We start from the raw sequence: 20,357 nt of genomic DNA, 5'->3' as shown, positions 1-20,357 counted from the left end.
CGAGGAGCGCACGCGATGGATAGCGAAGACCGTAACGAGAGTTTCGTCTGCCCCGAACTCGATTTTTCTGAGCCACCGACCGGATCGGACCGCCGCTCCTTCATGATGCGCAGCGCCATGGCGACGGCCATCGTCGCCCTGGGCGGAACGGCCAATCCCCTCTGGGCGCAGGCGCCCGCAGGAAAGCCCCTCGGTGGCGGTGACGTCGATCCGAACCTGCAGGTCGTCAAGAACAGCAAGGGTCCCGTGATGACCCTGGTGGACGAGTTCTACAAAGTCGGCCCGGGACCGTCCTCGTCGCACACGATCGGTCCAATGCGGATTACGTACGACTTCTACCAGCGCGCCTCCAAGCTACCCGCCGACCAGCTCGCGCAGGCGACGGCTCTCAGGGTGCATCTGTTCGGCAGCCTCAGCGCGACCGGCAAAGGCCACGGCACGGAGCGCGCCGCACTTGCCGGGCTTGCTGGCTACGAGCCGGCGACAATCGACCCAGCCATCCTCGACGATCTGGTTGTCCATCCCGACAAGCAGTTCCCGGTGAAGCTCGGGTCGAAGACGATCAACGTGTCGCTGAAGGACATCGTCTACGATGCCCCCAAGGGCGAATTCCATCACCCCAACACGATGACCGCTAAATTGATGGCGGGAGACAAGGTCCTGCTGGAGCAGGAATACTACTCCGTCGGAGGCGGTTTCATCGAATGGAAGGGCTACACTCCCCCGAAGAAGAACCCGCCGAAGTACCCCTATTCGACGATGAAGGAGGTGCTCGACTACACCAAGCGCGACAATATCACGCTCGCACAGCTCGCTTATGCCAACGAGCTCGCCATTAGCGGCCGCGACAAGGCCGAGATCGACGCGTTCCTCGACAAGATCCTGGGCGCGATGAGGGCGACGGTGAAGACCGGCCTTGCCGCACCGACGGCAACCCTGCCTGGACCGATCAAGCTCAAAACCAAGGCAGGCGACGTCTACAAGAACGCACTCAACGAGCCATTCCCCGCCCGAAAGGGAATCGGCCTCGTTTCGGCAGCCGCGCTTGCGGGCTCGGAGGAAAATGCGCGCGGGCACCTCGTCATTACCGCGCCAACGGGCGGGTCGGCGGGCGTGATGCCGGCGGTCATCTACTCGTTGGGGTCGGAAGGCGCGAAGTTGTCGGACCAAAAGCAGCGGGAAGCGCTGCTCGCGGGCGCCATCATTGGCTACCTTTGCAAGCATAACGCAACCCTCTCCGCGGCCGAGGGCGGCTGCCAGGCCGAAATCGGTGTCGCTTCCGGCATGGGCGCAGCGGCGATTGCAGCGGCCTACGACGAGACTCCGCAAATCTCGGCCAATGGCGCAGGTGCTGCTCTCGAGCATCATCTCGGAATGACCTGCGACCCGGTCGCGGGCTTTGTCCAAATCCCGTGCATCGAGCGCTGCGCCTTCGGGGCCGTAAAGTCCTGGACGGGCTACCTCATCGCCAAGAACGAGATCGCCGAGAACCGGCGTGTCGACGTCGATACCGTGATCACGGCGCTGGCCCAGACCGCCAAAGACATGAACTCGAAGTACAAGGAGACTTCGGAGGCAGGTCTCGCCCAAGCGCTCGTCCTCTGCTGAGGAGCAGCTTGTCGTGACCGCGTCAGAACAGCGGTCGGGAGCGGCCACATCGATCGGTGTCGTCACCGTCGCATGGCTCCTGACCGCTGTCTTCTATTTCTACCAATATTCGATGCGCTCGGCGCCGGCCGTCATGGTGCCGGAACTCAGCGAGGCATTCGGTCTCAGTGCAGTCGGCGTGGCCTCACTCGTGGGGCTCTTCTACTACGCTTACGCTCCCTTCAGCCTCGTCGCGGGCGTCGCCCTCGATCAGATCGGGCCGAAGAAGGTAGTCCCGCTGGGTGCGGCAAGCGTGGCCATCGGCGCGCTCATGTTCTCGACCGCGGATCCGACGATCGGAAGCATCGGCCGCTTCATGCAGGGCGCGGGCGGCGTCTTTGCGCTGATCGGAGCGGTCTACCTCGTCACCACCTTCATGCCCGTTTCGAAGGCCGCCACGCTCATCGGTGCGACGCAGATGTTCGGCATGGCCGGCGGCTCGGCTGGTCAGTTCGTGGTGGGGCCGCTGATTTCGTCCGGACTGCCCTGGGACCGCTTCTGGTTCGTCATGGGCATCATCGGCATTCCGATCGCGGTCCTGCTCTTCTTCCTGATCCCCAAGCAGGAGGCAAAGCCGAAGGACGCCGCCGGCGTGGGTCTCGGCCCTGCGCTCAAGGCCATGGGTACGGTGTTCATCAATCCGCAGTCGCTCCTGTGCGGCCTGATCGCCGGGCTGATCTTCATCCCGACGACCATCTTCGACATGGTCTGGGGCGTGCGCTTCCTGCAAGAGGGGCACGACGTGCCTTACGAAGTCGCCGTGCTGCGCTCCGCGGCAGTGCCCTTCGGCTGGATCATCGGCTGTCCGCTCCTTGGCTGGCTCACCGACCGGATCGGGCGGCGGAAGCCGGTGATCATCGGCGCGGCCGTCGTGCTTCTCCTCTCGCTCGCCCTGATCCTGTACGGCCCGCGCGAGGTCTTTCCGCCCTACTCGCTCGCGCTCGTCGCCGGCATCGCGTCGGGTGCGGCGATGATCCCGTACACGGTGATCAAGGAAGCCAACAGGCCGGAGCACAGCGGCACCGCGACCGGCGTCATCAACTTCCTCAACTTCTCGCTGACGGCACTGCTCGGCCCGATTTTCGCTCGCTGGCTGACGCAAGCCAGCGCGGGCGGCGAGCGCGAGCTGGCTCATTACCAGGAGACGTTCCAGCCCCTGCTCTACGGCGTCGTGCTGGCGATCGTCCTCACCCTTCTTCTGCGCGAGACCGGTCCGAAGGCTCGCAAATCCACGGAAGCTCCGACGATGGGCGCGGAGCTGCCGGCTGAATGAATTCAAACGGAGGCACAGATGTCGACTGACGTCCTCGAAGCGGAGAAGACCACGAAGAAGGCCGCGACCGACGCGTTCAAGCCGGGGCTGTGGACGAAGGAGATCAACGTCCGCAACTTCATGCAGCACAATTACGAGCCCTATTACGGGGACGAGAGCTTCCTTGCGGGTCCGACGAAGCGGACGACCGCGCTCTGGAAGAAGCTGACCGACCTTTTCGTCGAGGAGCGCAAGAAAGGCGTGCTCGACGTTTCGCAAATCCCGAGCTCGATCACCGCGCACGAGGCCGGCTACATCGACAAGAAGAACGAGGTCATCGTCGGCCTGCAGACGGACGCGCCGCTGAAGCGCGCCATCATGCCCAACGGCGGCCTGAAAATGGTGACGAACGGTCTCGAAGCGTATGGCTACAAGCCCGATCCGAAGGTCGTCGAGATCTTCACCAAATATCGCAAGACGCACAACGAAGGCGTGTTCGACGCCTACACGACCGACGTCCGCAAATGCCGCAGCTCGCACGTCCTGACCGGTCTCCCAGACGCCTACGGGCGCGGACGCATCATCGGCGATTACCGCCGCGTGGCGCTGTACGGAGTCGATCGTCTGATCGAAGCGAAGCAGGCCGAGAAGCTTTCGCTCGACGACGAATGGTCCACGGACGCCATCATTCGCGACCGCGAAGAACTGAGCGAGCAGATTCGGGCGCTTGGCGAGCTCAAGGAGATGGCTGCCAAATACGGCTTCGACATTTCGGGCCCGGCCGGCACCGCGAAGGAAGCCGTGCAGTGGCTCTACTTCGGCTACCTGGCGGCGGTGAAGGAGCAGAACGGCGCGGCCATGTCGCTGGGCCGCGTATCGACGTTCCTCGACATCTATTTCGAGCGCGATCTCGCCAACGGCACTCTGACCGAGGAGCAAGCGCAGGAGATCGTCGACGATTTCGTGATCAAACTGCGCATCATCCGTTTCCTGCGCTCGCCGGAATATGACGATTTGTTCGCCGGCGATCCGACCTGGGTCACCGAATCGATCGCGGGCATGGCCGACGACGGACGGCCGCTTGTCACCAAGACCAGCTTCCGCTTCCTGCAGACGCTCTACAACCTCGGTCCGGCGCCGGAGCCGAACCTGACCATCTGGTACACACCGCAATTGCCGGAGGGGTTCCGGCGCTTCTCTGCCAAGGTCGCGATCGACACGAGTTCGATCCAGTTCGAAAGCGACGAAATCATGCGCATGGCGTGGGGCGACGACGGCGCCATCGCCTGCTGCGTTTCGCCCATGGCCATGGGCAAGCAAATGCAGTTCTTCGGAGCGCGCGCCAACCTCGCGAAGGCAATGCTCTACGCCATCAACGGCGGGCGAGACGAAGTCAGCGGAAAGCAGGTGGCTCCCGCGACCGAGCCGGTGCAGGGCGACTACCTCGACTTCGACGACATCGTCGACCGCTTCGACAAGATGATGGACTGGCTGGCCGGCGTCTACGCCAGCGCGATGAACGTCATCCACTACATGCACGACAAATATGCCTACGAGCGTATCGAGATGGCGCTGCACGACTATGCGCCACTCCGCACGATGGCGTTTGGCATCGCGGGCATGTCCGTCGTCGCCGACAGCCTGTCAGCAATCAAATATGCGAAGGTCAAAGTCGTCCGCGACGAAACCGGGCTCATCATCGATTATGTCACTGAAGGCGAGTTCCCGCTGTTCGGGAACAACGACAATCGCGTCGACGGAATGGCGGCCTGGCTGGTTTCGACCTTCATGTCGAAGCTGCGGAAGTATCCGCTGTATCGGAACGCGCTGCACACTCAGTCGGTGCTGACGATCACGTCGAATGTCGTCTACGGGAAGGCAACCGGGAACACGCCGGACGGACGGCGGAAGGGCGAGCCCTTCGCTCCGGGAGCAAACCCGATGCACGGCCGCGACAGCCACGGCATCCATGCGTCGGCGGCCTCGGTGGCAAAGATCCCGTACCGCGATGCGCAGGACGGCATCTCGCTGACGACCACGCTGGTTCCGACGGGTTTAGGCCGGACGGAGAACGACCGGATCACGAACCTGACGTCGATCCTCGACGGCTTCTTCGGGACCACCGGCTATCACATGAACATCAACGTGCTGAACCGCGACACTTTGATGGATGCGATGGATCATCCGGAGAAATATCCAAGCCTAACCATCCGTGTGTCCGGGTACGCCGTGAACTTTGTGCGGCTGACCCGTGAGCAGCAGATGGACGTGATCAACCGCACCTTCCACGGAGACTGAAGTGGAAACGATACCGGCGCCGGCGGTCGCGCCTGAGAAGGTTTCGCTCGAAGCCAAGTCGCCATTCGAGATGCGCGTGCATCTCGGCGAGACGGTGCCGGACACGGACGTCCGCAGCGCGCTCAAGACGGGCGACATGGGCTTTCTGCACAGCTTCACCACTGGGTCGGCGGTCGACGGTCCCGGCATCAGGCTGGTCGCCTGGACGACCGCCTGCATGTTCCGCTGCCAGTACTGCCACAACCCCGACACGTGGACGCTCAGCAACGGCATCCCCGTGACGCTCGACCAGGCGATCACTGAGATCCGCAAATATGCGAACGGGCTGAAGGCGATGAAAGGCGGCTTCACGCTGTCTGGCGGCGAGCCGCTGATGCAGGACAGGTTTGCAGCTCGCCTGTTCAAGGCGGTCAAGGAAATGGGCGTTCACACGGCGATGGAGTCGAACGGCTACTTCGGAGATCGGCTATCCGACGACGAAATCCGCAACATCGATCTCGTCATCCTCGACATGAAGGCCTTCACGCGCGGGCAGCATGAGCGCGTGACAGGCGGCATGCATAACGAGGACGTGCTGGAATTCGCCAACCGCCTGGCAGCGCTGAAGCGCCCGATGTGGCTGCGCTACGTGCTGGTGCCCGGCCTCACGGACATCCCCGAAGAGATGGAAGCCTTGGCGACGTTCGGAGCGTCTCTCGGCGTCGTGGAGCGCGCGGAAATCCTGCCGTTCCACCAGCTCGGCGAGTACAAGTGGGAGCGCCTAAAGCTAAACTATCAGCTGAAGGACACACAGCCGCCCTCCAACGAATTGGTCGCCAAGGCGGTCGAAATCTTCCGCGGCGCGGGATTGGACGCGAGCTAGGCCGCGATCAGGGACATCAATTGACGATGTCCCAGATGTTCTTGCTCGAGAAGGACCATTTGAAGCTGCCCTGCATGCGGGTGTCGGTGCCCTTGTCGCCGTCGTTGTCCGTGCGCTTGCCCCACAGGAATTCGAGGCCCGCAACGACATTGTCGAAGGGGGCGTAGACCAGGTTCGCGGACGCATATTCGCCCTTGTGGAAGGCGGTGTCGTCCTGGAAGTTGGTGTTGTCGACCTTCGTGAAGCTGTAGCCGACTGCCGAGCTCCACTGCTTTGCCCATTGCAGGTCGACATAGGCGGAAACGCCCAACAGTTTGACGGCCGTCGCCCTCGGCACAAGGATGATGTCGGGCGGCACGAAGACCGTTTCCACCGATGGCGCCAGGTCCATGCCGCCATCGTTCATGTAGGTCGCTATGCCACGCCCGTAGACGACGCCGAGCCTAGGTGTCGCCATACCGAGCTTGAAAGAGCCCGTTGCGTTGACGCCCCAGCCCGTCCGATGGCCCTCGGGTTCATTGCCCTCGGTCCCGCGCGTGTCGTAGCCGATCTTGCGCAGAATGCCCGCCACCCGGACATGACCCCAATCCCCTCCGTAACGGACGGCCGCAGTCAGGTCGGGAAGCTCCTCGTTAGGCTGAATGTTGCTGGCGATGTCCTCGTCGATCAGGCGAATGTTGCCCGGATCGATGTCGTCGCTCGGATGCTCGAGAGCGACAGCGGCGGTCCAATGACCATCGTTCAGGAAGGTCCAACGGATCTGGGGATTGCGGACGAAGACCATTCCGGTCGGACCCCAATAATCGAAGACGTTCGGGAAGATGTCGCCGTCCATGAACAGCGTGTTCGTTTGGCCAACCAGGATCGGGCCCCAGCTTGCGTACATATGGCGAACGCGGAAGGTCGTTTGGCCTGCATCGACGCCCGTTCCAAAGAGGTCGAATTCGAACTTCGCCTCGTAGGGCCGATCCTGAAGCGTACCGGTCGCCTTCACGCCGAGGCGCGACTGACGGACGCTGAAGATCGACTGCCCGTTGCTTCCGAATTCACCCTTTTCCGTGGGAATCCGCGACGGTCGCAGGGTCGCGTCCCAATCGGGATTCACGCGTTTGAAGTCCTGGATCGCGTCGGTCTGGAGAAAGCCGTAGAGCTCCAGATTGTGATCCTTCGGCTTGCTTGGCGGTGGAGGGACCGGAACCTGCGCGGCTACTTGTGGCGGTTCGCTCGGCACACCAAGCCGGTTCTCCAGCCGGTTGATCCGCGCCTTCATCTCCTGGATTTCCTGGATGACCTGCGCGCGCTCCGCCGGATCGGTGATCGGCGAAGCTTGAGAAGCGGCCTGTTCGGACTGCGTGCCCTGAGTAGATTCGCCAGCCGCCCATGCTGGCGAGGAGACGATCAGCCCGGCGCACGTCAGCAAAAGGTGCTTCACCATACACCCCCCAAACCGTCGCAGACCACCGCGACAAGGGTGTCACTGTTGCTGAAACGGTCCTGAGGCGAACTCAGGAATGCCCCGAAGATGGGTGCATCCAAATACTGAGATAGATGAATCTGTGTTGGCGGTGGGACGGTTTGGGTGAAAAGTCCGCGCGATTGCGTCATAACGGCACATCGGCGCCAGTGAACTATGCGCCGGGGGGAGCCTATCTTATTGTGCCTGCTGGAGATTCACGGCATGGTCCGTCGGCGCTTGGGGAGTCTGACTGACATGGATGGTCTAACTGCGGCCCGCGTTCGGCCCGGCGCGAAGAAGTCAGCGCGTTGAAGCTCGCCGGAATCCAGATTCCGCCGGCACTCGCCGACGCCCTTCGTTCATGCCGCGAGCACTTCATCGCGGCGGCGGTCTTCAGCTTCTTCATCAACCTCCTGTATCTCGCGCCGCCGATCTACATGCTGCAGGTCTACGACCGCGTCGTCACGACAGGCGGGAAGCTGACCCTGCTGTTCGTGACCATTGCGCTGGCGATCGCGCTGCTGACGCTTTCCGCGCTCGACTCCGTCCGCATGAGGCTGCTGGTTCGCGCCAGCCTCCGTCTCGACGAGATCGTCGCACCCATCGTGCTTCAAAGGATCGTATCGAAGAATTCGGCGGAAGCTGTCCGGGCAATGCGCGATTTCGACGCCGTCCGGCAGGTCGTGGGGACGCCGGTCCTTGCCGCACTCTTCGACGCGCCCTGGGCGCCGCTCTACATCCTCGTGGCCTTCATGCTGCACTTCTGGATCGGCGTGCTGGCGGTCATTTCCGGCGGCATTCTGCTGGCGCTCGCATGGTGGAACCGGCGATCGACGCGGGAGGCCAGCGGCGCGGCGGCGGAAGCGATCGCTGCGTCGAACACGGCAATCCAGACGCTGGCACTGCACAGCGGCGCAATCCGTGCGCTCGGGATGTCGGGGAAGATCGTCAATCGCCAGCTCTTGCAAAGACGGTTCGGCCTCGAGAAGTTTGCGGACGCGCAACTCACCGGAAGCCGCCTGACGGCCTTCAGCCGCTTCTTCCGCTTGTTCGTCCAGTCGCTGGCCCTGGGCCTTGGCGCGTTGCTCGCAATCGAAGGTTACATTTCGGCGGGCGCAATCATCGCCGCCTCGATCCTGCTCGGCCGCGCCTTGCAGCCGATCGAAGCGCTTATCAGCGGCTGGCCGTCGCTGAACGCGGGCTACGAAGCGCTCGGGCGCCTCAGCGACCTCCTGCAGCATCGGGACGGCGACCGCATCTACACCAAGCTGCCGACGCCGGAAGGAAAGCTCGCGGTCGAGAATGTCGCCGTGCGCGGCCCCGGCAACAAGGCCATCCTGCAGGGCGTGTCCTTCGCCATCGCTCCCGGCGAGATGCTCGGCATCGTCGGTCCGAGCGGATCGGGCAAGACGACTCTCGCCAAGGTCATCTGCGGCGCCATGCCGGCAGAGATCGGCACTGTGCGCGTCGACGGCGCTCAATTGTCGGACTGGGACCCCGACGAGCTTGGACGTCACGTCGGTTACCTGCCTCAGGACCCAAGCCTCTTCGAAGGTACGGTGAAGGAAAATATCGCCCGCTTCGATCCGGCCAGCGAGGAGGTCGATGCCGCGGCTGTCGCAGCGGCCAAGAGCGCCGGCATTCACGACCTCATCCTGAGCCTTCCCGAAGGCTATGACACCCGCCTGGGGCCGCTGGGGAAAGGGCTGTCGGCGGGCCAGGCGCAGCGCGTGGCCCTGGCTCGCGCGCTCTATGGAAATCCCGCAATCCTCATCCTTGATGAGCCGAATGCCTTCCTCGACCAAGCCGGTGAGGAAGCGCTCATGTCCGCGGTCAGCTCTGCCATGGAGCGCGGCTGCGCGGTCATGATGATCGCGCATCGGCGGGGAGTGCTCGACTGCGCGTCACGCCTGCTGGTTCTCGACGAAGGCCGACCGCGCATGCTCGGTCCGCCCGCCGAGGTCTCGGCACGGCTCGCCGCCCCGCCGAAGGGGAAGACCGGATGAACCTGCAACTTCCCGCCACCGTGTTCGAGGAACCGGAACAGCGCGACGATCCGCGCGGTGACATCCGCATTGGCGTCGGCATCGTCATATTCTTCTTCGTGGTCCTCCTCGGCTGGGCCGCGCTGGCCCCGCTCGATGCCGGCGCGCGTGCGGTCGGTGTCATCGCCGTCTCCGGAAATCGGCAGGCCGTTCAGCACCGCGAAGGCGGGATCGTGACGGCGATCAATGTGCGCGAAGGCCAGCATGTCACCGCCGGTCAAGTGCTGATCGAGCTGGCCGCACCGGATGTGCAGGCGACCGAGCGCGCCCTCACCGGTGACTATTTGACGCTGTTGGCTCAGCGTTCGCGGCTCGTCGCGGAAAGCCGCGGTCTGCGGAGCTTCAACGCGCCGGCCGAGTTCGCGAGCCTCAAGCCCGAGGACCGCGAGATCGCCGACCAGGCTATGGAGCTTCAGCGTGCGCAGATCAGCACGCGGCACGGCTCCATGACGGCCCAGCAGTCGGTTCTCGGCCAGCGCTCGAAGCAGCTGGGCGAGGAGCAGACCGGTTATTCAAGCCAGATTGCTTCGCTCCAGGAGCAGCAGCGGCTGCTCAAGGACGAGCTCGACGGCATGAAGCAGATCGCCGAAAAGGGCTTCGCGTCGATCAACCGCATCCGCGCGCTCGAACGCGCCCTTGCCGATCTGAAGGGTCAGGAAGCTGCCATGAGGGCGTCCATCGCCCGCGCTGGGGAGGGCAAGGGCGAGACGCGCATGCAGTCGTTGTCGATCCGGAGCAGCAGGCTGGAAGACGTCGCCACCGACTTGCGCGACACGCAGACGCGCATTTCCGAGACTCTGCCGAAGTTGGTCGCCGTGCGTGAGCAGCTGGAGCGCGCGAAAGTCCGCGCCCCGGCGACGGGCCAGGTCGTCGGCCTAAGCGTCTTCACGGTCGGCGGCGTCGTTGCTCCGGGCGAGAAGCTGATGGATGTCGTGCCCGACAACCGGAAACTCGTCATCCAGGCGCAGGTCAGCCCGCAGGACGCGGACGACGTCTACGTCGGACAGAAAGCGGAAGTCCGCTTCAGCAGCGTTCACGACCGCACCCTGCCGCTCCTGACAGGCGAAGTCCGCACAATCTCGGCAGACAGCTTCACCGACGAGAAGACGGGTCGGTCCTTCTTCAGGTCCGAGATCGAAGTGACACCCGCGGAGCTGAAGCAAGTCAGCGGCGTGCTCGGCCACGGACAATTGCGGCCCGGCCTTCCGGTGGAAGTTGTCCTGTCGGTGCGCAAGCGGACGGCCCTGCAGTATCTGCTTGAGCCGCTGACGATGAACCTGTGGCGCTCGCTACGAGAGCAATAGCCGAGCGGCGTGTTTTCTAACCGGACCTAGTCGAGAATGCGGAAGTCGTCGGGTACGAGCGGCCGTTCGGGCCTCGCTTCCCGTGTCTTCGGCAAGGTCTTGTTTTGGGCGGCATCGCGGTAGCGTTCGGCCATCTCGGCGTGGAGTTCCCTGGCCTTGGGATTGCTCGCGCGATCGGATGCCTCCTGCTCCTCGGCAGCCCGGCGGGAGAGATAGGTGCGATCCGATTCCATGGCCTTCGATTTACGCCCCTTTTGGAGCAGCCGCATTGATGAAAGTTAGTGCGGCCCCTAGGCGGACGCAGCCGTGGCTCGGCCCGCGGTTTCTGAACTGCACCCAAGCCAAGCACTGATCGCATCCGCGATTCGATCCCCTGCCCGCCCATCGCCATAGGGAAGGCCGGAACGCGCATTCTCCTTAGGTTTTCCGCATCGGCGAGAAGCGTCTCGACGGTCATTCGGATGCGCTCGGCATCCCTGCCAACGACCAATGCATTGCCCGAAGTCACGCCTTCCGGCCGTTCCGTCCGGTCGCGCAGCACCAGAAGGGGCACGCCGAGAGTAGGCGCTTCTTCCTGCATGCCACCGGAGTCGCTGAGGACGAGGTCGCTCTCCGTCATAAGCTGAAGCATTTCGAGGTGGCTGCACGGCTCGAGGAGATTGATGTTCGCCTGTTCGCCGAGCAGGCAGCGCATTTCCCCGGCGACCTTCGGATTAGGATGCAAAACGAAGGTGATGTGCGCAATGCCCCTATCTGCCAAATCGACCAGGCAATCGGCGATGGCGCGCAGCGGCTCGCCCCAGCTTTCGCGCCGATGGCAGGTCACCAGCAGCCTCTTCCCACCGTTCCGGCGCGGCTCCCGCAGCAGCGGTATCTTCTTCAGTAGCGCATCGATCGCCGTGTTGCCGGTGACGATGATCTCGCCCGAGACGCCTTCCTGGCGGAGATTGGATGCGCTCGTCTCCGTAGGCGCGAACAGGAGCTCGGCGTGAGCATCGATCGCGACGCGGAAATCCTCCTCTGGCCAGGGGTTCGCACGGTCGTGGGTCCGAAGGCCCGCCTCCACATGCGCCACCGGAACGCAGGCCTGGGTCGCGCCCAGCGCCCCGCCGAGCGCGCTCGATGTGTCCCCTTGGACGACCACCAACCGCGATCCTTCAATTGCCGCGTTCAATTCGCGCGCGACCGATCCGACGTAGACATGCGGGTTCGCTTGGCCCTGACAATGCAGTTCCAGGCGCTGGAAGGCACCAAGGCCGTACTCGTCCATGTTGAGGTGCGGATGCTGGCCGGTCAGCACGATGCTTGGTGGAATTCCGCGGCGGGCGAGAGCGTCAGCGACAGGTGCAAGCTTGATCGCCTCGGGACGCGTCCCGATGACGAGCGTTACGCAACGATTGTACAGGCACCCCCCTAGCTCGGCGCCGCATTTGTGGCGGGCGGCTAGCGCAGTGGCAAGCGCCTAGCGGAAATTGTCGGCGTAAGCCTGGATCTTCATGCGCACGGGCGTCGTCGGCACCAGATGATACTGGATGCCGCGGCTTTCGCAGAAGGCGATCGCTTCCTCGCGCGTCTTGAAGGTGATGCGCACCTGCGTGTTCGTATCGCCGGACCCCGCCCAGCCGGTCAGCGGATCCGCCAGTAGCGGCTGCTGCCGTTCGAATTCGAGTTGCCACAGGCCGGCATTTGCCTTGCCAGACTGCGTCGCGCGACGCTCGAGCTGTGAAATGCGAGCGATGGTCATGGCGCGGCAGGTGGCCCAGACCGCGCCCGAAATCAAGCGACGGGGTGTTCACGTGCGCGGCACGGCCGTTTGTGCTAATCAGTCCGTCCTCCACGGGAGAGGAGGACAGCATGCATCATGCGAAACTCGCACTGCTGGCGGCTGGGCTGTCGCTGGCCTTGGTCGGCTGCAATCAGAAGCCGGCTGAAACGAACACGGCGCAGAGTGGCGGAGATGGAGCAAGCGTGGGCGACGGCCTTGCGAACACCGCTTCGGCCGACGCGAACGATCCGGTAGCGAGCGCCATGTCGGCCGCTCCAGAAGCGATCGCTAAGGATGCGACCATCGTCCAGGCGCAGGCCGACGGATCGATGAAGACGCTACGCGAGGGCAAGAACGGCTGGACCTGCATGCCGGACAGCCCGGCGACCCCGGGGCCGGACCCGATGTGCATGGATGCGAATGCAGCCAAGTGGGCTGCCGCCTGGATCGGCAAGAAGGATCCGCCTGCCGGTACTTCGGGGGTCATGTACATGCTCGAAGGCGGGACCGATGCGAGCAACACCGATCCCTACGCGGCGAAGCCGACGGCTGAGAACAATTGGGTCAAGACTGGCCCGCACGTCATGATCGTCGGGTCCAAGGAGATCCTCGCCGGCTATCCGTCAGGCCCGAAGCCGGACACGTCCGCGCCGTACGTGATGTGGGCGGGAACACCGTACGCGCACCTGATGGTGCCGGTCGCGGTAACGCCTGCTGGCTAGTAAGCGCGGGAGATCGCGAACTCGACGGCTTCGCTCAGCGCCGCCTTGGCCTTGCCGGCCGGGAACGGCGCCAGCGCGTCGAGTGCACGGCGGCCGTATTGACGCGCGCGCTCGATCGTCTCGGATAGCGCACCGCTGTCGCGAAGAAGCGCGATCGCGTGGTGCAGGTCGTCGTCGGAGATTCGCTCGCCGCTGATTGCGGCTCGCCAAAAAGCGCGGTCCTCGTCCGATCCGCGAGCGTAGGCGACAATGACGGGCAGAGTGACCTTCCCGTCCCGGAAGTCGTCGCCGACGCCCTTGCCCATCACGTCCTTTGTCGACCCGTAGTCGATAACGTCGTCAACAAGCTGGAAGGCGATGCCGAGATATTTGCCGTATTTCTCGAGCGCGATCTCGGCCTCGTCGCTCGCTTCCGCGACGACGGGCGAGATTCTGCAGGCGGCAGCGAATAGCGCGGCCGTCTTGGCCGAGATGATGCTCAGATATTGCTCCTCATCGCTCTCGATGCGGCGCTGGGTCGTCAGCTGTTCGACTTCCCCTTCGGCGATCACGGCGGACGCGTGGCTGAGAATCTTCAGTACGCGCAGGCTGCCATCCTCGACCATCAGCTCGAAGGCCCGGCTGAACAGGAAATCCCCGACGAGAACAGTCGCCGGATTGCCCCAGATGAGGTTGGCTGTCCGCTTTCCACGGCGAAGACCCGACCCATCGACGACATCGTCGTGAAGCAGGGTCGCGGTGTGTATGAATTCCACGGCTGCAGCGAGCTTCTGATGCCGCGTGCCGCTGTATCCCAGCAGCGCCGCGCAGCCGAGCGTCAGCATCGGCCGCATGCGCTTTCCGCCACCGGCGATCAAATGGCCGGCGAGCTCGGGGATCAGGCCCACCTTGCTCTGCATGCGGTCGAGGATCACCGCGTTCACGCCGTGCATGTCGTCGGCGACCAGCGCCATTAACGGCTCGAGCGAAGGCGCTGTGGAGGTGCGGAGATCGTGAACAGTTGCAGTCACGCGGGCGCCCTAGCGGGAGAACGGTTATTTTCCTAGCCCGCGGGCAGGCTTAGCCTTGCGAGCAGGCCGCCCAGGTCCTCGCTTTCCTCCAGCGTGATGCGGCCGCCGTAGATTTCCGCGACATCGCGCACGATGGCGAGGCCGAGCCCGGTGCCGGGCTTGTCCGTGTCCAACCGCGCGCCGCGCTGGAAGATGGCTTCGCGCTGCTGCTCCGGAATGCCCTTGCCATCGTCCTCGACGAGAATGTCGACCATCGTGTCGTTAGGCTCGACGGTCACGAAAACGCGTCCGCCGCCATATTTCGCGGCATTTTCGAGTAGATTGCCGAGCATCTCGTCCAGGTCCTGCCGCTCCACCCGAACGGCAGCGGTCTTGTCGCCCGCGATGTCGACGGTGACGTCCTCGTAAAGCCGGTCGACCGCGCGCTGCACGGCCTCTGCGCTCTCCCAGACGATTGCACGCGCATGCGTGGACGCGCGGCGGCCGATCGCTCGCGCGCGTGCGAGGTGATGGTCGACCTGCCGGCGCATGACGGTCGCCTCGCGGCACACCGTGTCGGCGAGGTCCGGGGCGTTCGCGGTTGCGGCATTGGTGATGACGGTCAGCGGCGTCTTCAACGCGTGCGCGAGGTTGCCCGCATGCCGCCGAGCCTCTTCAGCCTGCTCCTCGCTATGGGCGAGCAACTGGTTGATCTCGTCCGTGAGCGGGCGGACCTCGTTGGGGAAATCCTCCTCGATGCGGGTCTTGGCTCCGGACCGGATCGCCGCGACGTCCTGCCGCACCCGCCGAAGCGGCCATAAGCCGTAGAAAGTCTGCAGCGCCGCCAGGATGAGTAGCCCGACACCGAGCGCGAGGAAGCTCCAGAACAAGGTCGATCGCAGCTCGCGGATCTGCGCGTTGATCATCTCGCGCGACTGCGCCACCTGAAACCGCCACCGCGTGTTCGACCCCGGAAGGATCACATCGCGCTCGCTGATGCGCAGCGGCTCGCCGGCAAATTCGTTGCTGTCGTACACGTGGACGTTGACGTCCTCGTGCTTGTCGGAAACGCGCAAGCGGCGATCCCAGAGAGATCGCGACGGGAAGGAATCGGCCCCCGCCCCGCTGATCTGGAAATAGACACCCGAATACGGCTCGATGAACCGTTGATCGGCGGGCGCGCGGCTGAACCGCACTTCGCCGTCTGGCCCGATCTCCGAAGCGGCGATCATCGAGTTCAGGACATATTCGAGCTGGTCGTCGAAGTTGCGCACGATCGATGCCCTCAGCACGCGATCGAGTGCGAAGCCGCCCATTAGCAGCAGCGCCGTAATCCACAGCGCTGCGATCACGATCATGCGCCGGGTCAGCGACCCGGCACGAAGTCCGGACCCTGGCTTCCCGGCGGCATGCTTGTCGGCCGCCGCCGTAACCGGCGCGGCTTGCTCGTTCACCCTCGCGAATCCCCCGGTTCGTCGAGCGTGTAACCGAGACCGCGGATGGTCGTGATGACGTCGGGGCCGAGCTTTTTGCGGATGCGTGTCACGAACACCTCGATCGTGTTCGAATCCCGGTCGAAGTCCTGGTCGTAGATATGTTCGATCAGCTCGGTCCGGCTGACGACCTTGCCCTTGTGGTGCATCAGGTAGCTCAGGAGCTTGTATTCCTGCGCGGTGAGCTTCACCGGCTCGCCGTCCTTCGTCACCTTGCCCGAGCGCGTATCGAGACGGATGTCACCGGCGATCAGCTCGGATGATGCGTTGCCCGACGCACGGCGGATGAGCGCACGCAGGCGAGCGATCAGCTCCTCGGTCTGGAACGGCTTGGCAAGATAGTCGTCGGCGCCCGCATCGAGGCCGGCAACCTTGTCCGACCAGCTGTCGCGCGCGGTGAGCACGAGAACGGGCATGCGCCGGCCTTCCTTGCGCCAGCGGTCCAGCACGGTGAGCCCATCCACCTCCGGCAAGCCGAGATCGAGGATCACCGCATCGTAGCTTTCGGTGGAGCCGAGATAGTGGCCGTCCTCGCCATCGGTGGCGAGGTCGACCGCATATCCGGCCCCTTCGAGGGTCGAGCGGAGCTGTCGCCCCAGATTGGGCTCGTCCTCGACGATCAAAACACGCATTCGTGCCGTCCCCTAAAATGCCATTTCCACGCGTCAACACGTGCAAAGCTGAACGGTTGCTTTAGCGGAATGAATTGTCTCGCGCGACATAGGGCGGTTCCGCGGGTTGCTGAGCCATAACATTCGTCAACTAGGACAGGAGCAATAAAGCGGGTAAATCTCGTGCGTGGGATCTGAAGGGGGGACGTCTTCATGCCCGCGTTGGTTTTGGTCGCAGCGATGGGGCTCGCTGCGGGGCAAGTAGCAAGTACGGACGACGACCGCGTCGATGAGATCATCGTCACGGGCGAACGCGCGCGCCGCTCGCTCAAGGACACGTCGTCGAGCGTGGCGGTCGTTACCCAATCGGAGATCGAGGAGACCGGAGCCAACCGCGTCGACCAAATTCTCGCGCTCATTCCGAATGTTCAGCTTCTCAACGGATCGTCGGGCCCGATCATCCGAGGGCAGGATACGACCGGGGCGCTGTCGGCACTGCCCGCATTCCTCGGCGGCAACCGGCCGCGAAGCACGATCGTCGTCGACGGCAGGCCCGCGACCTATAACGAGTTCATTTTCGGCACGTCGCCGGTCTGGGACGTCAAGCGGATCGAGGTCTTCCGCAGCCCGCAGACGACCACCCAGGGCCAGAACTCGATCGCCGGCGCCATCTTCGTCAACACGAACGATCCGACGTTCACTCCGGAATATCGAGCGCGCGCGATCGTCGGGGACTACAAGACGCGGCAGGTGTCCGCTGTCGCGTCGCGGCCCGTTAAAGGCGACGACGTCGCCTTCCGGGTCACGGGCGATTTCCGCTACGCCCGGCCGACGAGCAAGATCTTCGATTGGATCGAGGGTGCCGATCCGAACCATGACGTCTACGGTCTGCTCCGCGCGAAGCTGCTGATCACGCCATCTGCTTGGCGCGGCACGCGGGCGACGCTGACGTACGCGCACACGGAATCGAAGGCGCCGCAGGTCGTGGCCATCACCGCGCCCTTCCGGCACCGCAGGGATGTCGATGGCGGTTACGGCACGTTCAGGGTCAATGTGGATGCGCTGACGGCGGAGGTTCAGCAGGATATTGCCGAAGACCTCAGCGCGAACTTCATACTGACCGGCGCGGACAGGAACATCCGCCGCTTCGCGCCCACGGGCCTCGGCCAAACGAGGAACAATGGACGCGACTGGACCGGCGAGGCCGTCGTGAACTGGTCTCCCGAGGGACCGCTCCAGGTCGTCGGCGGGGTGTCGCACACGCACGTTTATCTGGACCAGTTCATCAACCTTTCGCGGCTGTCCGGCGTGCTCGGAAGCTTCCGTGACTGGCAGGACGGCACGGGGATATTCGGGGAAGCCACGGTCGCCGTCGCCCCCCGCCTAACGCTGACTGCGGGCCTGCGTTACCAGCGTGACCGGCAGGCGCGGCGCGGAGCATTGGGGAACGACGCATTCTCGGTGCCGGTCGACTTTGTGGGCAAGTTCGATGCGGTGCTGCCCAAGGTCACACTGGCCTACGATCTCACGCCGTCCTTCCGAGCGGGAGTCATGGTCCAGAAGGCCTACAATCCGGGCGGCACCACGATCCGCTTCGACACGGGCCGCCCCGACAATTTCGAGGCCGAAAGCCTGTGGGACTTCGAGCTGTTTACGCGCACGGAGCTGGCAGACGGCCGCCTAAGCGCATCCACGAACCTATTCTACTACGACATGCGCAATTCGCAGCAGTCGATCGGCGTCCTCATTCGAACGCCCGACGGGCTTCCCATCGGATTCGCGAACCTGCTGAACATTCCGAAGGCCCACAGCTACGGATTCGAAGGCGACCTGGCGTACCGCGCGACGGACAGCTTGACGCTTCGGTTGGCGATGGGACTCCTCGACAGCAAGGTCACGAAAACCGATGGCGAGACGGTAGACTTCCAAGGACATGAGCTTGCCGGATCACCGCATTTCAGCGCGTCCGCAGCCGTCGACTGGAAGCCGACCGAACAGGTCCAGCTGTCCGCCCAAGTGCGTCACCACGGGCCGTTCCCGAGTTACCCCGGCGCTTCAGACCCCAACAGGGTGCCCGCTTCGACCATCGTCGACGGCCGCGCCGAGTTCGACACAGGCCCGGTGTCGCTCTTCGTTCAGGTTCGAAACTTCTTCGACGCGCTGGGACTGCTGCAGGTCGTCGACGAAGGTCGGACAGCCTACGCCGAAGACCCGATGTCGGTCAGCGTCGGTATCGAGAGCCGCTTCTAACGATAGACCTGATAATCCGGCTTAACGCCGCGGGCCTGCCAGTAAGCGGTCAGACCGAAGTCATCGCAAAGCTTCAGGAAGCGCGGATCGTCCCTCATGATCGCGCAAGGCGGCGTGAACAGCCACTGCGTCATCCGTCGGCTGTAATCGTCCATCTTCTTGCCGTTGGCCTGGTCGGTGCTGATCATCTTGCCGCGCCAGAGGAGGAAGCCCTCGGTGACGTCGAAGGCGTCGTCCTTCAGCCCGAGGCCACAGAGAGCCATGACCATGTCATTGACGGAGACAGGAGACTCCTTCGCCAGCTTGAAGCACGCGGAACGCGCTGCGGCGATGGCATGAGAGGTGCGAGTTTCGAGAGCATCGAGGATCGTCCGCCAGATGGCGACATATTCGGGATCGCCAAGCCGTTCCGGCGCGGCATCCAGCATGGTCCGAGCAGCGTGCGGACGGCCACTCTGCGCAAACAGCAGGAAGCGGACCCAAAAAGCGAACGGAAAGTCGGGCCATAGGCCGCGAACGCGATCGATGACGTTGTCGGATTCGCGGATCCGGCCGAGAATCCAGAGTTTCATCGCCCGAAGGCAGAGATAGCCCTGCAACATCGGCGCGATTTTCAGAATTCGCTCGTTCCACGACCAGGACTCACGGGTCATCCCAGCCGCCTGCAACAGCGGCATCAGCTCCATCATTGTCAGCAGGTTATTCGGATCGGTCGCCAGAATTCCGCGCAGCTGGTTTTCGCGCTCCAGCCAGTCGAGCATCCTCCCTTCCAGGATGAACATGGCTATTCGAGCATTGGGTTCTTGGGAATCGAGCTTCAGCGCTCGTTGAATCGCGGCCTGTGCGCTGGCGACGAGACGCGCCGAATCTTCGGGGGAGGCCCCGTCCGCAATGCCCGCCCTGAAATAGCCCAGCAATCCCCACGCGCGGGCGTTGTCCGGCTCAAGCCGGACGGCCTGCGCATACAGATCAACCATGGGGATGTTCTGAGTGGCGCGTATATTCGACTGCTCGAACGCCGAGCCATCCCTCATCGCTTCGTCCCCACGCGCCATTAGGGCTTCGAAGCGGGGATCTGTTCGGGGATGATTAACCCACCACAGACCCGCGCCGGCAGCTGCAAGGGCAGCCGCGCTTCCAGCCAGGATGGTTTGGCGGCGAGAAAGGGGCGTCGAACGACGTCGCTCAACGGCCGCTCCATTCAAGAGGCCGAGAATCTCGCCAGTCATCCGGTATCCGGTGCGGGGGATCGTCTCGATCTCGTAAAGTCCGGGCGCCACCTGCGCACCAATGCGGCGAGCCTTGGCGATCGCGCGGTTGAGGCTGTCGTCGCCGACGATCACCCCGCCCCAGCATTGATCGAAGAGGTCGTTGCGGGTCACGACCTTGCCGCCGGCGTCGAGCAGCAGCAGGAACACCTGCATGATCAGAGGCTCGACGTGGGTGTGGCCGCCCGGGCCCTCGACCAGGCGGCGCGACGGGCTGACGAGCATGGGGCCGAGCTGCAGATCCGGCCGCAGCGCCAGGTCGCTCAGCTTCAGCATCTAATCCCCCCAAACCTCCGTCGCGCAAAAACGAAGATCAGCAAATGATCATAAGATCATCAGCAAACCACCATCGCACATCCTGAACGCCGTTTCTACGCCCCGCCCCCTCTCGAACC

The 20,357-nt window shown here is 63.9% G+C and carries 15 protein-coding genes; 8 read left to right on the top strand and 7 right to left on the bottom strand.

Going from position 1 to position 20,357, the window contains the following annotated elements:
• The first annotated feature begins 15 nt into the window (after positions 1 to 15).
• Genes LZ016_RS00340 through pflA form a run of 4 tightly spaced genes read left to right on the top strand, consistent with a single transcriptional unit; the run spans position 16 to position 6,059 of the window.
• Positions 16 to 1,608 (top strand): L-serine ammonia-lyase, encoded by a 1,593-nt coding sequence (locus LZ016_RS00340; protein ID WP_241444754.1) that lies wholly within the window; start codon positions 16 to 18, stop codon positions 1,606 to 1,608.
• Between the two features lie 13 nt (positions 1,609 to 1,621).
• Positions 1,622 to 2,920, top strand: coding sequence for an MFS transporter (locus LZ016_RS00335; RefSeq protein WP_241444745.1), 1,299 nt, complete (start codon positions 1,622 to 1,624; stop codon positions 2,918 to 2,920).
• Positions 2,921 to 2,938: 18 nt separating this feature from the next.
• A complete protein-coding gene (gene pflB, locus LZ016_RS00330) occupies positions 2,939 to 5,197 on the top strand; it encodes a formate C-acetyltransferase (RefSeq protein ID WP_277622470.1) in 2,259 nt (752 codons plus the stop codon).
• Between the two features lies 1 nt (position 5,198).
• Positions 5,199 to 6,059, top strand: coding sequence for a pyruvate formate-lyase-activating protein (gene pflA, locus LZ016_RS00325; RefSeq protein ID WP_241444737.1), 861 nt, complete (start codon positions 5,199 to 5,201; stop codon positions 6,057 to 6,059).
• A gap of 16 nt (positions 6,060 to 6,075) precedes the next feature.
• Here pflA and LZ016_RS00320 read toward each other — a convergent pair whose 3' ends face one another.
• Positions 6,076 to 7,491, bottom strand: a complete 1,416-nt coding sequence (locus LZ016_RS00320; RefSeq protein ID WP_241444735.1) for a DcaP family trimeric outer membrane transporter — start codon at positions 7,489 to 7,491, stop codon at positions 6,076 to 6,078.
• Positions 7,492 to 7,823: 332 nt separating this feature from the next.
• Here LZ016_RS00320 and LZ016_RS00315 point away from each other — a divergent pair, with 332 nt between their 5' ends.
• Together LZ016_RS00315 and LZ016_RS00310 are read left to right on the top strand one after the other, a co-directional pair.
• Positions 7,824 to 9,521, top strand: a complete 1,698-nt coding sequence (locus LZ016_RS00315; RefSeq protein WP_241444719.1) for a type I secretion system permease/ATPase — start codon at positions 7,824 to 7,826, stop codon at positions 9,519 to 9,521.
• Positions 9,518 to 10,864, top strand: a complete 1,347-nt coding sequence (locus tag LZ016_RS00310) for an HlyD family type I secretion periplasmic adaptor subunit (protein ID WP_241444717.1) — start codon at positions 9,518 to 9,520, stop codon at positions 10,862 to 10,864. Before LZ016_RS00315 ends, LZ016_RS00310 begins: the two co-directional genes overlap by 4 nt.
• A 16-nt stretch (positions 10,865 to 10,880) precedes the next feature.
• Here LZ016_RS00310 and wecB read toward each other — a convergent pair whose 3' ends face one another.
• Positions 10,881 to 12,242: a non-hydrolyzing UDP-N-acetylglucosamine 2-epimerase gene (wecB, locus tag LZ016_RS00305; RefSeq protein ID WP_366512905.1), complete on the bottom strand. Its 1,362-nt coding sequence runs from the start codon at positions 12,240 to 12,242 to the stop codon at positions 10,881 to 10,883.
• An 84-nt stretch (positions 12,243 to 12,326) separates the two neighbouring features.
• Positions 12,327 to 12,608 (bottom strand): ETC complex I subunit, encoded by a 282-nt coding sequence (locus LZ016_RS00300; RefSeq protein WP_241444708.1) that lies wholly within the window; start codon positions 12,606 to 12,608, stop codon positions 12,327 to 12,329.
• A gap of 110 nt (positions 12,609 to 12,718) precedes the next feature.
• Here LZ016_RS00300 and LZ016_RS00295 point away from each other — a divergent pair, with 110 nt between their 5' ends.
• Positions 12,719 to 13,351, top strand: a complete 633-nt coding sequence (locus LZ016_RS00295; RefSeq protein ID WP_241444706.1) for a hypothetical protein — start codon at positions 12,719 to 12,721, stop codon at positions 13,349 to 13,351.
• On the opposite strand, the gene LZ016_RS00290 is transcribed toward LZ016_RS00295, so the two are convergent.
• The 3 genes from LZ016_RS00290 to LZ016_RS00280 all read right to left on the bottom strand — a co-directional run bounded on the left by LZ016_RS00290 (position 13,348) and on the right by LZ016_RS00280 (position 16,465).
• Positions 13,348 to 14,361 carry a polyprenyl synthetase family protein gene (locus tag LZ016_RS00290; protein ID WP_241444704.1) on the bottom strand — a complete coding sequence of 338 codons (1,014 nt, stop codon included), beginning with the start codon at positions 14,359 to 14,361 and terminating at the stop codon, positions 13,348 to 13,350. The genes LZ016_RS00295 and LZ016_RS00290 overlap by 4 nt on opposite strands.
• A 32-nt stretch (positions 14,362 to 14,393) precedes the next feature.
• Entirely contained in the window at positions 14,394 to 15,698 is a 1,305-nt protein-coding gene (locus LZ016_RS00285) for a sensor histidine kinase (protein ID WP_241447410.1), read from the bottom strand.
• A gap of 92 nt (positions 15,699 to 15,790) precedes the next feature.
• Complete coding sequence (locus LZ016_RS00280; protein WP_241444702.1) at positions 15,791 to 16,465, bottom strand: response regulator transcription factor; 675 nt, start codon at positions 16,463 to 16,465, stop codon at positions 15,791 to 15,793.
• Positions 16,466 to 16,657: 192 nt separating this feature from the next.
• Here LZ016_RS00280 and LZ016_RS00275 point away from each other — a divergent pair, with 192 nt between their 5' ends.
• Positions 16,658 to 18,694: a TonB-dependent receptor gene (locus LZ016_RS00275; protein ID WP_241444700.1), complete on the top strand. Its 2,037-nt coding sequence runs from the start codon at positions 16,658 to 16,660 to the stop codon at positions 18,692 to 18,694.
• On the opposite strand, the gene LZ016_RS00270 is transcribed toward LZ016_RS00275, so the two are convergent.
• Positions 18,691 to 20,238, bottom strand: coding sequence for a winged helix-turn-helix domain-containing protein (locus LZ016_RS00270; RefSeq protein ID WP_241444698.1), 1,548 nt, complete (start codon positions 20,236 to 20,238; stop codon positions 18,691 to 18,693). The genes LZ016_RS00275 and LZ016_RS00270 overlap by 4 nt on opposite strands.
• Positions 20,239 to 20,357: the final 119 nt, after the last annotated feature.

The organism is Sphingomonas telluris (genome assembly GCF_022568775.1).
GTDB classification, from domain to species: domain Bacteria; phylum Pseudomonadota; class Alphaproteobacteria; order Sphingomonadales; family Sphingomonadaceae; genus Sphingomicrobium; species Sphingomicrobium telluris.
Note: the sequence above shows the minus strand (reverse complement) of the source record. Positions and strands in the feature narration are given on the sequence as shown.